The 15,225-nt window shown below is 40.7% G+C and carries 13 protein-coding genes and 2 tRNA genes; 1 reads left to right on the top strand and 14 read right to left on the bottom strand.

Annotation, left to right across the window (positions count from 1 at the left end):
- Window positions 1–64: 64 nt before the first annotated feature.
- From BIV16_RS02655 to BIV16_RS02625, 7 genes are all read right to left on the bottom strand, one after another.
- The gene (locus BIV16_RS02655; protein WP_075679470.1) at window positions 65–1,402 is read right to left on the bottom strand and encodes an MATE family efflux transporter; all 1,338 of its coding nucleotides are present in this window, start codon (window positions 1,400–1,402) and stop codon (window positions 65–67) included.
- Window positions 1,399–2,325 carry a phosphotransferase gene (locus BIV16_RS02650; RefSeq protein WP_075679471.1) on the bottom strand — a complete coding sequence of 309 codons (927 nt, stop codon included), beginning with the start codon at window positions 2,323–2,325 and terminating at the stop codon, window positions 1,399–1,401. The genes BIV16_RS02655 and BIV16_RS02650 overlap by 4 nt, the downstream gene beginning before the upstream one ends.
- A gap of 57 nt (window positions 2,326–2,382) precedes the next feature.
- The gene (locus BIV16_RS02645; RefSeq protein WP_075679472.1) at window positions 2,383–2,649 is read right to left on the bottom strand and encodes a hypothetical protein; all 267 of its coding nucleotides are present in this window, start codon (window positions 2,647–2,649) and stop codon (window positions 2,383–2,385) included.
- Window positions 2,650–2,787: 138 nt separating this feature from the next.
- A complete protein-coding gene (locus BIV16_RS02640) occupies window positions 2,788–3,213 on the bottom strand; it encodes a GNAT family N-acetyltransferase (protein ID WP_075679473.1) in 426 nt (141 codons plus the stop codon).
- Window positions 3,214–3,292: 79 nt separating this feature from the next.
- Entirely contained in the window at window positions 3,293–3,697 is a 405-nt protein-coding gene (locus BIV16_RS02635; RefSeq protein WP_242940315.1) for an 8-oxo-dGTP diphosphatase, read from the bottom strand.
- A 26-nt stretch (window positions 3,698–3,723) separates the two neighbouring features.
- Window positions 3,724–4,227 carry a DNA topology modulation protein FlaR gene (locus BIV16_RS02630; RefSeq protein ID WP_075679474.1) on the bottom strand — a complete coding sequence of 168 codons (504 nt, stop codon included), beginning with the start codon at window positions 4,225–4,227 and terminating at the stop codon, window positions 3,724–3,726.
- A gap of 584 nt (window positions 4,228–4,811) precedes the next feature.
- A tRNA-Leu gene (locus BIV16_RS02625) sits at window positions 4,812–4,896 on the bottom strand.
- Window positions 4,897–5,082: 186 nt separating this feature from the next.
- On the opposite strand from BIV16_RS02625, the gene BIV16_RS02620 reads away from it, so the two are divergent.
- Window positions 5,083–5,166, top strand: a tRNA-Leu gene (locus BIV16_RS02620).
- Window positions 5,167–5,248: 82 nt separating this feature from the next.
- Here the strand turns inward: BIV16_RS02620 and BIV16_RS02615 are convergent.
- The 7 genes from BIV16_RS02615 to fliB form a co-directional block, all read right to left on the bottom strand.
- Window positions 5,249–6,757: an ATP-binding protein gene (locus BIV16_RS02615; protein WP_075679475.1), complete on the bottom strand. Its 1,509-nt coding sequence runs from the start codon at window positions 6,755–6,757 to the stop codon at window positions 5,249–5,251.
- Window positions 6,754–8,067 carry a vWA domain-containing protein gene (locus BIV16_RS02610; RefSeq protein WP_075679476.1) on the bottom strand — a complete coding sequence of 438 codons (1,314 nt, stop codon included), beginning with the start codon at window positions 8,065–8,067 and terminating at the stop codon, window positions 6,754–6,756. The genes BIV16_RS02615 and BIV16_RS02610 overlap by 4 nt, the downstream gene beginning before the upstream one ends.
- Before the next feature lie 12 nt (window positions 8,068–8,079).
- Complete coding sequence (locus tag BIV16_RS02605) at window positions 8,080–9,129, bottom strand: leucine-rich repeat domain-containing protein (RefSeq protein ID WP_075679477.1); 1,050 nt, start codon at window positions 9,127–9,129, stop codon at window positions 8,080–8,082.
- Window positions 9,130–9,146: 17 nt separating this feature from the next.
- Complete coding sequence (locus BIV16_RS02600; RefSeq protein ID WP_242940316.1) at window positions 9,147–11,804, bottom strand: bifunctional diguanylate cyclase/phosphodiesterase; 2,658 nt, start codon at window positions 11,802–11,804, stop codon at window positions 9,147–9,149.
- Window positions 11,805–13,310 carry a methyltransferase gene (locus tag BIV16_RS02595; RefSeq protein ID WP_075679478.1) on the bottom strand — a complete coding sequence of 502 codons (1,506 nt, stop codon included), beginning with the start codon at window positions 13,308–13,310 and terminating at the stop codon, window positions 11,805–11,807.
- Between the two features lie 73 nt (window positions 13,311–13,383).
- A complete protein-coding gene (locus BIV16_RS02590; RefSeq protein ID WP_075679479.1) occupies window positions 13,384–14,004 on the bottom strand; it encodes a flavodoxin family protein in 621 nt (206 codons plus the stop codon).
- Between the two features lies 1 nt (window position 14,005).
- Entirely contained in the window at window positions 14,006–15,139 is a 1,134-nt protein-coding gene (gene fliB, locus BIV16_RS02585; protein ID WP_075679480.1) for a flagellin lysine-N-methylase, read from the bottom strand.
- Window positions 15,140–15,225 lie beyond the last annotated feature (86 nt).

Genomic DNA, 15,225 nt, shown 5'->3' with positions numbered 1-15,225 from the left:
ACATAATTATAATTCGACGTTAGTTGCAAATTTCCTTTATTTTTTTCAAAAAGTTTTCCAAAAATTATAGTTTCTTTTTGTATACCTGGAAACAAATCAGGAAAAACAAAATTCCGTACACGGTCGTAATCGGAGTTGCAAATCCGACCAGCATCAAAGATGTATTGGGAAGTTTTGACATGAAAATAGAAACCGGAATACGGATTCCAAATGCGGATGAGATTCCCTGAATCATAACCGGTATACTTTTCCCATTTCCATTAAAATAACCGATACTGCTGAAAAGAATACATGTCAAAATACATTCCAGTGAGAATCCCTTCAAATAACTTGCGCTCTGTGCGATAACTGCAGCATCATCCGAAAAAATAGAGGACAGACCTGCTCCGCCGAAAAATCCTGCACAGAAAATAACACAACCGATTGCGCATCCCGCTGCCATCGCTGTAAAAAGTCCTTTTTTCGCACGATCCTTTTTCCCTGCTCCGACATTCTGTGACACAAATGCTGAAACACTCTGCATGACAGAGGATGGCACCAGCATAATAAACGATACAATTTTTTGTGCAACACCATATCCTGCAGACTGGTTCAATCCCATGTTATTAATAATGGAATTGATGACCAAAAAGGAAATCTGAACCATCGTCTCCTGCACTGCAATCGGAACACCGACGTTCAAAATTTTCTTTAGCTCTTCTTTTGTAATGCGAAGCTGCTTTTTGGAAAAAGAAATCGGCAGTTTATGCTTCATCAATACCATAACTGCGATGATAACCGATACCGTCTGCGCTGCGATTGTTGCAATTGCGGCACCTGCCACATCCATACGGCATACTCCGACCAGCACCAAATCGCCTACAATATTTACAACACAGGCCACACCTACAAATAAAAACGGCAGATTTGCATTTCCAATTCCACGCAGCACACCACTGATGACATTGTATGCAATAATGATTAAAATTCCCGCTGAACAGATTCTTAAATAAGTAACGGTAAGGTCAAATGATTCCGCAGGTACTTTTAAAATAACTGCAATCTGGTTTGCCAAAAGTTCCAGTAAAACCGTCATGACTATGCCGATTCCCGCAAACAAAAGAATCGTTGTTCCAACGGTGTCTCCCGCTTTTTCCGGCTTCTGCTCCCCGATATGCTGACCAATGATAACGGTTGACCCCATCGCAAGACTTGTGATAATAAACGTCACCATCTGCATAAAAGCACTTCCGGTTCCAACCGCGGAAATACTCGCTGCATTTCCAAATCTTCCAACAACCAGAAGGTCGACCGCTCCATAGGCTGCCTGTAAAATCAAGGCTCCTAATACCGGTATTGCAAATCGTACCAACGATTGAAACACCGAGCCCTCTGTAAATGTAACCTCTTTTTTCTCTTTCATATTACTTCTTGCCTTTCTGAATGTGTAATCTCCGCTGCCAGTGCCTGAGCATGTGTCAGATACCAATCATCTTCATCCTCATCTGCTTCCACGAATTCTATGTATTCATTTAACAATGCAAGTTTGACATCCATCCGAAACTGTTCGTAGGAAATCTTTGATGGAATCTGTTCATAAACTGTATTCAAAAACAGTTCCTTCTGATTATCATTCATGTAAAATGGGAACGTGCTTCTTGTCTCTGTCGCATGCGCAATGAATCTCGCAAGGTCAAGTGAATACGGCATCATTCCACCAAATCCCCAATCTATGATTTTAACGTGAGTTCCGTCATAAATTGCGTTCCACTCCAGAAAATCACCGTTGGATAAGGTTCGCGGGCATGTCAGCTGACGATCCAAAAACATCTGATATGCTTTTCTTAAAACGGGTTTATCTGCAACAAAAGATGCACGACGCAATATCCTTTTCCAATACACCTCGAAACGTTGTTCCACCTCATTCTTAGGGATTTCCTCCAATTGTTCCGTCCAGTAGCTTGTCTGGATTTTGCTTATGCTCTTTGCTGCCTCAAGCGCTATCTCATCTGTCATATCCCGCAAATCATTTCCGCTCACATACTCTATGCAAATCCAAAAATCCTCTTTGTCCTGCAATACTCCATAAAAGTGTGGTGTCGCAAAGTCTCCTTTTGACAGATAACATTCATAAATCTCTGCCTCTCTTTTTGCCGTCTTCTTTAAGATATATTTTTTTGCATCTGTTTCGATTCGATAAACATCGTATTCTCGTACCTCATCTTCGGCTTCTCCCCACTGTTCGCAGATGCGGGATATTGTTCTTATTTTGTCAGGAATAAGACCTGAAGCAATTTTTTCTATCTTATTGTCGTTGATTTCTTTTTCAAAATTTCCAAGTTCCATATCGTGTATCCTTATTCTATCTTCATACCTAATCAAAAATATGATATATTTGCGTATTTAGAGTTTTTCCCGAGTTCGTAGTAATCTCTTCACATCCGCACTTTTTATCCAAAGCCCAAGTTCAGGTGTTTTTCCAGTAATATCAAATGCTTCCATGCTTCCTATAAACTCACCCTCAGGTGTAAGGATAACCAGTTCAAGCATTTTTCCATGCTCCATGTCCTCCGTAAACTGTGACATAACTTCATTTGCCTTCTTGATGTCACTAAAACTATCCGGGTATTGATGCTTTACAATTTCGTCTGTAAATTTTTGAAAATTCATGGCTTTCTCTAAAATGTAATGCGGAGGATGGGACTTGAACCCATTGTTCCACAAAAATAAACCAATAACAGAAAGGCTTTCAGTGCAGCTCTATCATAACGTGTTCAAAAAGATGTTCAACCTTATAAACTTGAAGTCCTATTTGTGTTGCCATGTCATTACATAATCTTTTTCTCCGGTAGCCTCATCTAAGCCACTATGCTGAATCTCAAATCCTTCTCTCCTATAAAAGGATATTGCCCGTGCGTTCTTTTGGTATACGTTCAAGAGCAACTTATTCCTTTTATCCTTTGCATAATTCAGCAGAATTTTACCTATACCCTGCGATTGCATTTCACCAGAAACAAAAATGCCCTCAACATATTCATCATTTAACCCTATAAAGCCCTGTATTTCTGTATCATACTCATACACATAAACCTCTGCTAGTGACAGTGCTTCTTTTACTGATTTGAAATTGCTTTTCCAGTATTCGGCGGGGATAAAATTATGTACCTTTATATTTGTATCCAACCATATATCTGCAACTTTATTTATATCATCCCTTTGAAATTCTCTAATCATAACGGTGACTCTCCATAAACTTGAAGTTGTCTATTTCAATACATCTACCCATCTATTGTTTTCTTTATAGAAAAAATACTCACTTAAATTTTCTTTCAAAAAAAACTTCCAACACCTTTTCCATTCCATCCGCTAAATCAGCCTTTTTCATATCTTCTATTTCTGTCCAATAAACTTCACCCTCATTAGATGCAGACAATTTCCCCTCAAATTTGTTAGTTTTATAAAATAAAACCATATATCTTGAACCATCATCATTTGACCAATCTTTTATTCCGCATAATGCAGGCGAAGAAATTCTTAATCCCGTTTCCTCAAACACTTCGCGAATTACAGCATCAGTAAAGGATTCTCCTTTTTCTACATGACCTCCCGGAAATGTAACGCCACAATAATCATCATCTATTTTTTCTTGTACTAAAACCTTATCACCATCGTATACCATACACATATTAGTTATTGTAACAACTTCTGTCCTATCCATGTTACACCTCCAAATTCCGATTGTTATCATACCACCTTTATTATTTTCTCTACATCCTTTTTTCTTGATAACCATATAACTTTATTGTCATATCTATCTAAAATACTTCTTATTTCTTTCAGATTTTTATTCTGAAAAGTTTCGGTCCATTTCAAAAGGTTATAGACCGATTTCAAAGTTTCTCTTTTTCCTTTTTGTATTCCCAATTTTCTTTTTATAAAGCGCATAATAATTCTACTTTTATATAAATAACTAGGCATATCTAAAACATATATTTTATCAGCTTCATCAAAACTTTGCTGTACCCAAGCATAATATACACCCTCAATTATCCACTCATCATTATCAAATAATATTTCCTGTAATAACGCTTTTCGTTCATCGAGTGTTCTCTTTTCTCCATATCCTTTGGCGTTGTTATCCCATTGAATATCATCTAAGTCGAAATGAGAAATACGATGCTTCTTTGAAAGTGCATTTGCTAAAAAGGTTTTTCCAGAACCACTGCAACCAATAATATGTATTTTCATAAGTCAGTACCCTCCACCAATCCCCGAGTTAGCGTTCTACCACAAAAGTAAGCAAAACCAAATCTTCATCGCCTGTATTTTCGATGCTCTGTTCAGAGCCCTTTTTGCAGATGTGGCAAGTTCCCGGACTCAGAATTTCTTCCTTTCCGTCACCGGCTGCTTACCCATTACCTGATAAGACATAGTTAATATCATCACTTGTTTCATGCTTATGCACGCCAATAGAACCACCCTTATGAATCGCACACGGGATAATCTTGCCCCGCGCATCCATATACATCTTCGCTGTCATCATACCGTAAAATAAGTATACACTGCTAGCAATACATTTGTTAGATAATTTTAAACTTATACCTAATTCAACTCAATAACTAAAATATCAACTTATGATGAAAACTCCACAAAAAGGGGATCACAGTATTCGCAAAACCTGTATTTCAAATATGGAAGCCTCCAAAGCTCTTACGTATGAAGAAATCAGAAAGTTTGCAGGTCATAAAGATTTTTCTACAACAGCAAAGCATTATAACAACAAGAAATGAGGAAACCTCTCCAACAAAAGGTTTCCTCACTTCTTTATATAATGCGGAAGATGGGACTTGAACCCACACAAGCGCAATGCTTACAAGATCCTTAGTCTTGCTCGTCTGCCAGTTCCGACACTTCCGCAAATCGTATGAACTTGTTTGTCACAACGACTTAATCATTATATCAACTCTCAAAATATTTGTCAACAGTTATTTTTATAAAATTATTTTTTCTTTCATCTTGAAATATTTTCACACGCTTGCTATTTCTTTTTCATTTTTCTATTGACTTATCCATCAAAAAAAGTTAAAATAACTATTGTTGTACGCAGAAGTGGCGGAATTGGCAGACGCGCAGGCTTCAGGTGCCTGTGGTAGCAATATCGTGTGGGTTCAAGTCCCATCTTCTGCATTACCAGAAACGCCTGGCACATTGTGTCAGGCGTTTTTTCATGCCTTTTTACATTTTTATCTTATCAGGCATGTCTCCCACTTTAATCTCTTGCTAGTTCTGACAACAATTGTGCCTTTTTCGTACCAACAAGAAGTTCTTCCTTGTATTTTAAATAACGTTCGCAGGTATGTTCCGCTAAATATTTTGCAGTTTCTGCGCCGATTGTTAATTCTGTCACAAACATAACCATTTCCTGGCTGTCGCCAAACGCATTTTCCATAAAATCTAATGCATGCTCTAGCGCAAAAGCTGCCTTTTCCTCCGCTGCAGCTAATTTTTCTTTTTGAGCATCGAATCCCTCTTTTGCATAAGTAAAACTTTCCTTCGCGTCAAGTCCGCTTGCCGGTGTCCCTTTTTTCAAAAGAGAAAGAAAAGCTTCTTTTTCGTGAATCTGCTCTTTTGTCAAAAGATCTGCCTTCTTCTCCTGTTCATAATGTTCTTCCTCTGCTTTCAGGAACGTTTTATAAATCTCATTATACTTTGAGGCTTTCCGATCTTGTTCCGCGTCCTTTAACGCTGCACAGTATTGTTTTAAAAATGCAAACCAGGAATCGGTAAGATTTGCTTCTTTTGCATAAGCGTGAAAACACTCACTCAAACCATCAAGCAGCAGGCTTACCACAGAAAATCTTTCATCAAATGCTGCCGCTTCGATTCTGGCATAAACCTGTGGTTTTACATTTCCAGCCAGAATTTCCGGAATTCCGTAGTCATCCTGATACTTCTTATATAAGTCAAAATACGCCGCAACATCTTCTGCTACATCTTCGTGACGAAGAAATTCATGTACAATCTCTTCTCCCACCGGAATCTGAAGTTCTTCGTACACATCCATAAGATTGCTTAAGTCTTCCCATCCTCTGGCTGTCACAAACTGCAAGCCCTCCACATCTGCTTCCACCTTGTAAAAATTATTCGGGCGAAGCTCAAGGTAACTTAAAATTGCCGCATTGAGATGCTGCTTTCTTGCATATTCTTTCCACACGGAAAAATCTGCCTCAATATCCAGTCGTCTAAGACGGTCTAAGGTTACCATATCAAAGTCACGCACGGACTTGTTGTACTCTGGCGGATTTCCGGCAGCGACAATAATCCAGCCCTTTGGAACCGCCTGATTTCCAAACATTTTGCACTGTAAAAACTGAAGCATGGTCGGTGCAAGTGTCTCGGAGACACAATTAATCTCATCAATGAATAATATCCCCTCGTTTAATCCGGTCTCTTTTTGTTTCCGATAAACGCTTGCAATGATTTCACTCATCGTGTATTCCGTCACCGAATATGTTTTTCCATCAAACTGCTCTTCTTTGATAAAAGGAAGACCGACAGCACTTTGTCTGGTATGGTGTGTAATCGTGTAGGACACAAGTCCAATCTTGCACTCTCTTGCAATCTGTTCCATAATCTGCGTCTTTCCAATTCCGGGAGGTCCCATCAAAAGAATCGGGCGCTGTCTGATAGACGGAATCTGATATTCTCCATCCGCATCCTTTTTCAGATAAGCCAATACGGTATTTTTAATTTCTTCTTTTGCCTGCTTGATATTCATTCTCTTTCTTCCTTTCCAGCCAGCTGTTCCGGTTCCAATTTCATACGGATTGCCCAGGGCGGCACTTTTCCTTCTTCAAAATCTTCCAGATAAAGAAACGCCGTCTGATACGGTGGGCATTTCGTCGGATAAGTTCCAAGTCCATCCGTAAAATACAAAAGACCACTTATTTCTTTCCATTCGCCACTCTCGATTTTCTCATTCACATAGGAAAAAGCAGGACGAAAATCCGTTCCTCCTCCACCTACAATTGTAAATTGATTTAAAAACGCCTCGAGTTGGTTTAAATTTGTGATTTCCTGTTCGAGTCGAACCCTGTCGTCACATTGCAAAACCCGAATCCGGCATTGCTGGAAAAAAGTATGTTCCTGTAACAGAACCGTTGCTGTTTCCCTTAAAAAACGTTCCACCAGTTCCCCACTCGTCGAGTAACTTGTATCTACCACAATCACAAAGTCACGGATTTTCTTTACTTCATGACTTTCCAATGGCTCAATCAATGGCATATTCCGATAGACCCTAAGCCCATAAGCATAATAATTCAAATCGAACTCATCCGGATCAATGCTTACTTCCTCCCGAAGCACTGCAAACTTTTTCAAAAATTCTTTGTAATTTCTTCTTCCCCGCACCGCCTTCATCTGTGCCACCAGACATTCCTCGCCGTCTTTTGGCTCTTTTCCTCGGCTCTCCTGCTGCAGTTTTGACTGCCTTGCAATCTGGTTCCAGTTTTTCTGCGCCTGCTGCTCTATGGGAGCCTGCCCCTCTTCCTGCCTTGGCCAGTATCTGTGGTCATCCGTATAAAATTCCTGTGCAAGACGCCTTAATCTTTCATCGTCCATCTCCATCAAAAACCGATAGACAACCGCCGCCGAAATCCCCTTTTTTTCTTTTTCCAGTTCCTCGTATATTGTCTTTCTCTCCCAGCTAAGCAGCCGTCTTGTGCATGGTTTATCAATCTTATCAATCGTATATTCCACCGCTATATCACACGCAATTCCCCAGATTTTCCGATTCCGGCTGCCACCAATCCAAAGATGGGCAAACAGACAGTGTAAAATGGTATGCAAATACAGCCGGTCTAAATATTTCGCATTTTTTTGAAAAACGCGAAGCAGCTGCTCACTTGAAAAATAAAGCACCCTTCCGTCCGTTGCCATCGTATGAAGAGTTTCTTTCGCCTCATAAGGCATCGCAGACAACGCAACACCTAAGAAACGAAGATCCAGATAAATCTCGTTTCGGACAAAATTCAATATTTTTACGGACATTTCATTTTCCCATTCGGTCTGCGTTTGTACGTTTGCCATCGTCTCTCCTTACTAGAAATCTTCAAATTCATATTTCGATGCCGCGGATGGTGCCGCCTTACTTTGTTTTATTTTTAACAAAGCCGCTGTTCCCTCTATCCATTCCAGTTCCGCCGCTTTTACCACAATCTCACTCTGCTTTGCATCCGATAAATCATGCTCTGTGAACAATTTTGTAAGTGCGCCAAGATTCCTTTTCTGTAAAAAATAGTCTGCGCCAAAATCGACATGTTCCTTTAAATAAGCTGCATACTTTTCCCTGCGTTCCTCTTTTAGCGATACCGGGTAGCAGAAACGATTCCATGCCATAACAAAAAGTGTTTCCACCTCTTCTTCCTGACACGCTTTTTCAAAAATCTTATCGTAGCTTTCCAAATCCAATACGCCATCCACAAAACACTGTCTGGCACGGAAACCCTCACCCTCGATATTTCTGCCAAAAATATGAGCCGGGGCAATCTCATCGTAACTTTCCGTATATTCCGGGTAAAAAAGAACTGCCGTCGTATTTTCTAAGCTTACATCATTCTCAAGCGCTTGATTCTGTTCCAGCTCTGTCTCTTTTTCTATAAAACGAACTTCCAGCCCGGATGAAATCTGGTTTAAAATCTGACGCAATCCGGTTTTATCCACAATGTCTGCGCGTATTTTTAACTGTGTGAACAATCTGCAGTTCATAAATGCATCGCTGCCGACCTGCTGCAATCCCTTTCCAATCTCAAGTTGCTTTAGGTTTGTGCAATTATAAAATGCACAGGTTCCAATCTGCTCTATCGTATCGGGCAAAACCACCGCCTCAACATAGCTGCCACAAATCGGGTGGAGTGACTTCCTTTGCTGCTCCCATGTCTGGCCAGGTTCATTCTCTAAGAAACCACTTTTTCGCACACCCTCTTTTGGAAGATGCTCTTTTTGTGAAAAACAGTAGGCACCGATTTCCGTTAATCGATGCCCTTCTATCTCTCCCGGGAGATTTACAACCGGGTAATCTCCAAACACCCGAAGCAGTCTTGCTTCGTTATTTTCTTTTTTCTGCCATAAAAATTGATTGTTCTGTTCCATTTTTCTATCAATCTTTTCTATAAATATGTCTCTTCAAATTCTTTTGCACTCATCGGTTTTCCAAAATAAAATCCCTGCACCAGTTGAATCTTGGTCTGTTTTAGGGCAGCGAGCTGTTCTTCCTCCTCCACTCCTTCTACACAGACTTTTACGCCAATGGTATTCGCAAGTTCTGCCACCATTCTTACAAAGGCATCGGAAAATTCATCTTTTCCAATATCAAGAATAAAGCAGCGGTCTATTTTTATCATATCAATCGGCATTTCACGAATATGATTTAAGGAAGAGTATCCGGTACCAAAATCATCCAGTGCAACATTCACACCCAACTGTTTGATTTTCGACAAAATCTCCTTCATCCTTGCCATGTCGTGAATTGCAAGACTCTCCGTCACTTCCAGTGTCAGATTTTGCGGATTCAATCTGGTTTTTTCCAAAATCAAAGCAATGGTACGCACAATATCCTTCTGTAACAGCTGTACCACCGAAAGGTTGACATTCACCTTATACTCCGGATGTCCCAAATCATTCCAGTACTTGCAGCGCTTACATGCCTCCTCTAGAACATATGTTCCAATTGGATTGATTAACCCTAAATACTCCGCCAGCGGTATAAACTCTGCTGGTGTTACAAAACCCAATTCCGGAGAATTCCAGCGAATCAAAGCCTCTGCGCCATAACACGGATTTCCCGGTCTGGTAACGTCTACTAGCGGCTGGTAATAGACCTCAAACTCGCCACATGCATTTCGCGTTGCATTTCGCATGTTCTTTTCCAAATCAAGGCGCTTAAAGGAAGTCGCCTCTACATTGTCATCATAAGATTCTATCCTGTTTTTGCCCGAACATTTTGCGCCGTACATTGCAATATCCGCTTTTTTAATCAGCTCCTCTACCGTGTCGCCATCCGTCGGGAAACGAACCACGCCCATACTCATCGTACAGTAGTAGTCTGCACCTTTTAACAGCCATGGCTTGGTAAAAATGGTTCTGATTTCATTTAAAATGCGGTTTAACATGGTGTAATGATAATGCGCCACGATGACAATAAACTCATCGCCACCCATTCGGTAACAATTATTTTCCACACCGGAAATCTGCTGCAAGCTGTTTGCGATGGATTTTAGCAGGACATCACCATACTGGTGCCCCAGACCATCATTGATGTGTTTAAAATCATCAAGGTCGATGTATAAAAGAGCACCTTCCCCGCCAAATTCTTTTGCCTGTGCAATGTAACTTTTCAAATCCACCTCACAGCGCATCCGATTATATAATCCTGTCAGGAAGTCATGATCCGCCTGATTTTGAATCTTCTGCTGGTATAGTTTCTTATCCGTCACATCATATATCGTACAAAGCAGCACTTCCCTGCCATCTACCCAATGAATCATCGTATTATGAATATCAAACCAACGGTTGGATTCTTCTAAATATAACTCATTTACGTTATTCGCAGCCGCATCTTTGTACTCCCTTGGAATGAACGCATCCAGCTTTCTTTGTGCAATCACCTCTGCAAATGCTGTTCGAAAACGCTGATTAGTATAAAGAATCGTTCCATTCGACGGATCTCTCACACAGATTCCACACCCTACATTTTCCAGAATTGCCTCTAGTGAAGCATAAGAACTTGCCAGCGAATTCTTGGTAATGCGTTTTGTCAAAATGCTTTGAATGATGCGCTTTACATCATTGAGAAATTTCACTTCGCTGATTTCCCATAAGCGCTCTTTTCCTTTTTCCAAGAAACAGACATACATCGTTGTCTTGTCATTCACTTCGATTGGCAGGAAAATTCCAGCCGTAATGCCTCTTTTTGCAAAAAAATTGCGAAATTCTTCCGGCATCATGGAATCTGAGGAAAGCAGATAAGGTTTTCCGGTAAAAAACGGGATTTCTTCCTTTGGCACCTGTTTGCTTGTCTCTATAACGGAAGCTGTCTGCTCTTTTGCATACTCACATATCATCTCGTATGTTCCGTCATGGTTTTCACGAATCAGGGAGGCTGCCGGTATCTTTAAATAATCGCAGACTTCATCTAGGATATTGTCCACAATCTGCGTAAATCCCTCCTCGGATTCTAACATTCTTACAATTGAAGTCATCACTTCGTTCCGACGAAGCTCAACTTCCATCTGTTCTTCCGATTCTTTGCTTTTTAAAAATGCCTCCTGTGCAAGCAGCTCGTCCATCTTTACTGCAAACATCTGCTTCGAGAGTGCCTCTAGAAATTCCAGTGATTTATAATAGCTTTCCTCCGTCGTCGTCATGATGTAATCCGGTAATTCTGACCCGCTTTTTTCACGTATGACCCCAATCACAACCCAGATTGCGGCAGTGTCCCCATCTACGCGGATGGAAACCCCGCTCATTTTGATATTCTCGTAGCCACAATCCTCTTCCACGACACTTTCAATCTGATTGCTGATTAATTTATTTAACAAAGACACATGACGGTTCATATCGACACGTTTGTGAAGATAATCCAGTTCTTCTTTCGAACCATATGCCTTGGTAATGACACCGTATTTTCTGCTCAGGCAGACAAGATACAGGTTATTTGCACTGCAAAACCGATCCTGTAACCCTTGCATCAAGCCAGCATCTAAAAGTCCCATATTATTTTTTGTTGTACTTTCTTCCGTCTTTTTCTTCGGAATTATCATCTGCATTTACCCCTTTAGCTTTATGACATAGAAATGAAAGTCCTCTTTTTTCCGGATAACGAAATCCTGGACAAGACGATATTGTGGATGCAGACGAATCTGTTTCATCACAAATCCCGCCTCATTGGTGTACAGAAAAATCATGCCGTCTTTTGCCAGATGTTCTTTCGCCTTTTCAAAAAACTTCTGATAAAAGAAATCCATCTCCTCTTTGGTTTTCTTTCCACGAAGCGGCATGTCTGTTAAAATTTCGTCAAACAGATAATCATGCTTGAAATCAAAAAAGTCACGATGAATGTAGTTGATGTCAAGTCCTGCAAGCTCTGTATTTTCTCTTGCACCTTCAATCGCTTCCCCGAAAATATCAATTCCGTAATTTTCTCTCGCTTTTTTCACCTGATTGCGTTCCACCAGTATCGTACCCACACCACAGAATGGATCCAAAATCTGCGCATCTTCCTTAGAATACGGTGCTGCAAGCTGCATCAGCATCGCTGCGGTAGACGGATGCATTGAGGTTGCAATTGCATTTTTACGATAAGAAAAGCGTTTCATTGTGATGGTAAAACATTTGAGCGCTGCCAGGAAATTGCCCTCACGGTTCTCCATCAGTCGAATCTCCACCTCATAGTCAGACGTCGAATTGATAACTCTCCGGTTCGTCAAGCGCTCCAACTCCATCGAAAACTTCTTTGCATATGCGCTTCTTTTATCAAGAGGCATCCGGCTCTTGACTTCCACACGGAAATAAAACGGTGCCTCCCCCTGGTGAATCTCCTCTAAAAAAGACACCAGCCCGCCATCCGCAATCTGTCCCGCTGCTTTTACGGGGTCTGATGAGACAAACTGTCCCCCACAAAGCGGAAATAACAGTTCGCGATAAGTTCTTAATTTTTTCACTGTTACAACGTCATCCGTAGTTACAAGAACGCCAAGCGGATGTGTTTTTACTTTTGCATCGCGTAAAAAAGAGCCTGCCGACTTTGAAATCTCCTGAACCGTTGCCTCTTTTTGCTCACGATTCGTAAGCAGCAGAATATCGTGTTTCCCGCGAAATCCTGTAAACTTATGTTTTTTTATGCCTTCAATATCTGTTATGATTTTCTGCAGCTGACGGATTTCCTCGCCGATATGCTTTTTCTCATTCTCCTGCGGTTCGACTGCGATTGCCTTCTCATAGAAACTTTTAAACGTATCTAAATACGCCGTCACAGGAAGTCTGGAAAGTGCCGCCAAATAAAAGCTTTTTACGAACAATACCTCTTCCGATTCGTACGCCTTAATCAATGGCTCGATTGCCTTTTTGATGGAAAGGTCTCCTAGCAGCAATGCCGCATTTTTCCGCACCTTTGGGTCTTTCTCCTTTAAGCAGGAAACTAACACCTCGCCATCCTGGAACAGCTTTTTCCATTCCCTGCAATCCGCCGCATCCTTACATTCTTTTCTTATTTTGCTAAGATTCTCTCTTACGTTTTTTTTCTGGATTATTTCATCATAATATATTTTCTGCATATCATTTCCTTTTGGTTTTATCTTATAGCCATTTTAAAGGATTTTTCTTGTTTTTGCAATTCGCATAGAACTTTTATCGGATAAAATTTGTTTTTAGCGGCGCTTCCTTTTCTGGGAAGGAAATTCCTTCTTTTTTTCCTGCTTCGATGCATTTTAACAGCCATGCCATATTGTTTCCTAAGGTACGCATGGTCTGGAGTCCCTCTTCATCTTTGCGCACTTCGTCCGGTGTATTGCCGTGTACCTGATTCCAGTACTGGGAACCTACAATCATCATGTTGCTGATGGTAAAATATTTGTTTAACTGATCAAATGCTGCACTTGCACCACCACGACGACAGCTTACCACTGCAGCTCCTGGCTTTCCTACAAAAAGCGCTCCTTTTCCATAAAATGCACGGTCTAAAAAGGAGGTAATACTTCCGGATGCAGCTGCATAGTGAACCGGTGAACCAAAAATAAATCCGTCCGCTTCTTTTGCCTTTCTTACGAATTCATTGACGGTATCATCCATGCAGCACTCGCCTGTTTTCAGACAGGCACCGCAGCCAAGACAGCCTGACAACGGTTTGTTTCCAACCCAGAAAATCTCTGTCTCAATCCCATTTTTTTCCAATGCGCCGGCAACCTCTTCTAATGCTGTGTATGTACAACCATTTTTCTTTGGACTTCCGTTTACTAAAATTACTTTCATGTTAAATCTCCTTTACGATATTTTCTATTTGATATATGGCATCAAAGGCAAACTCTTCTGCCATCAAATCCATATTCTCTTCGGAATGTTCTACCTCTTTTGCATAAATTCTTGCAACATCAATCATATCTTCGAGTGTAAATTCTGCATTTGTGCCATTTACACGCTCGATGCTCATGTCAAGAATCGTCAGATACGAGACGACCGCAAACACCATCTTGGTAAACACATTATAATCATAATATGCTTTCATAAAATAGCGGAAGGTAAAATATACGAGCAACTGTTCATACGCTGTCTCCTGCTCCTTACGCCCGGCTAAAAATTCGGCATGAGTCGCGGCGTAATTGTCTTTTGAAAAAAATGCCCGCAGCTTTTTTGTCGTCTCGCGCCATTCGTGGTCTAAGACTTCGAGTTCCTCTAACGTTATCATACGCTCTAAAAATGCCTCGTATGAAAAATTTTCCGTCGCCTGTTTGTCCTTTTGCCATAAGGTCAAAAACTTATCCTTTTTGAATTCATGGTCAAAAATCTGTTCTGTACTCACCAAATCCTGCACACTTTTTCCAAAATAAAGATACTGCACGATACGATCCCGGATTGGCTGGGTACGGTCCTGTAATATCTCAATGGCAACCGCTCTTGCCTGCTCTAGATTTTTCGCATATACTGCATCTGATTCTTCTTCATCATCCTCTTCATACTGCACCATTCCCGGTAGTTCTCTCTCTAAAATGGTCACTTTTTCCTGCTTCGAAAAAACAATCCGACCGACCTCTTCACAGGAAAGGCAAAGCGCCTTTTCCCGGACATCCTCATATTCTACCGTAAATCTTGGATATTCTGTACAGACTTCACTTAAGGCTTCCTCTCCCGCCTGAATACAGATATCACATAATTTCTGTTCATTTAAAAATGGACAGTAACCATTTTTTTCTAAAACGAAATGATTGGTTCCATCCGAATCCGTTACCATATGGTTCCGAAGCCGGTCTCCAAATTCTCCTGGCATCTCGTGATAGTAGGAATAGGTGTCCTCGTCAATATCAATCTCCCATCCGATACAGCAGCTATCCTTACATCGGTCTGCAATACAGGAAAATTTCTCATAATATGAGGGAATTCTTAACTTCATATTCTAAACTTCTTTCTTCTGTTATTCACGTTCTTTTTACTGTATGGTATCTAGTATACAATATCTTGTTTTCGCGGTTTATCCGT

The sequence above is a fragment of the Roseburia sp. 831b genome (assembly GCF_001940165.2).
In the GTDB taxonomy this organism is placed as follows: domain Bacteria; phylum Bacillota; class Clostridia; order Lachnospirales; family Lachnospiraceae; genus Roseburia.
The sequence above is the reverse complement of the archived record's forward strand: the minus strand, read 5'-3'. Positions and strand labels throughout refer to the sequence as shown.

Bases quoted from the DNA above. Each gene is read 5' to 3' on its own strand.
- BIV16_RS02655 (WP_075679470.1), bottom strand. From the start codon at position 1,402: ATGAAAGAGAAAAAAGAGGTTACATTTACAGAGGGCTCGGTGTTTCAA.
- BIV16_RS02650 (WP_075679471.1), bottom strand. From the start codon at position 2,325: ATGGAACTTGGAAATTTTGAAAAAGAAATCAACGACAATAAGATAGAA.
- BIV16_RS02645 (WP_075679472.1), bottom strand. From the start codon at position 2,649: ATGAATTTTCAAAAATTTACAGACGAAATTGTAAAGCATCAATACCCG.
- BIV16_RS02640 (WP_075679473.1), bottom strand. From the start codon at position 3,213: ATGATTAGAGAATTTCAAAGGGATGATATAAATAAAGTTGCAGATATA.
- BIV16_RS02635 (WP_242940315.1), bottom strand. From the start codon at position 3,697: ATGGATAGGACAGAAGTTGTTACAATAACTAATATGTGTATGGTATAC.
- BIV16_RS02630 (WP_075679474.1), bottom strand. From the start codon at position 4,227: ATGAAAATACATATTATTGGTTGCAGTGGTTCTGGAAAAACCTTTTTA.
- BIV16_RS02615 (WP_075679475.1), bottom strand. From the start codon at position 6,757: ATGAATATCAAGCAGGCAAAAGAAGAAATTAAAAATACCGTATTGGCT.
- BIV16_RS02610 (WP_075679476.1), bottom strand. From the start codon at position 8,067: ATGGCAAACGTACAAACGCAGACCGAATGGGAAAATGAAATGTCCGTA.
- BIV16_RS02605 (WP_075679477.1), bottom strand. From the start codon at position 9,129: ATGGAACAGAACAATCAATTTTTATGGCAGAAAAAAGAAAATAACGAA.
- BIV16_RS02600 (WP_242940316.1), bottom strand. From the start codon at position 11,804: ATGCAGATGATAATTCCGAAGAAAAAGACGGAAGAAAGTACAACAAAA.
- BIV16_RS02595 (WP_075679478.1), bottom strand. From the start codon at position 13,310: ATGCAGAAAATATATTATGATGAAATAATCCAGAAAAAAAACGTAAGA.
- BIV16_RS02590 (WP_075679479.1), bottom strand. From the start codon at position 14,004: ATGAAAGTAATTTTAGTAAACGGAAGTCCAAAGAAAAATGGTTGTACA.
- fliB (WP_075679480.1), bottom strand. From the start codon at position 15,139: ATGAAGTTAAGAATTCCCTCATATTATGAGAAATTTTCCTGTATTGCA.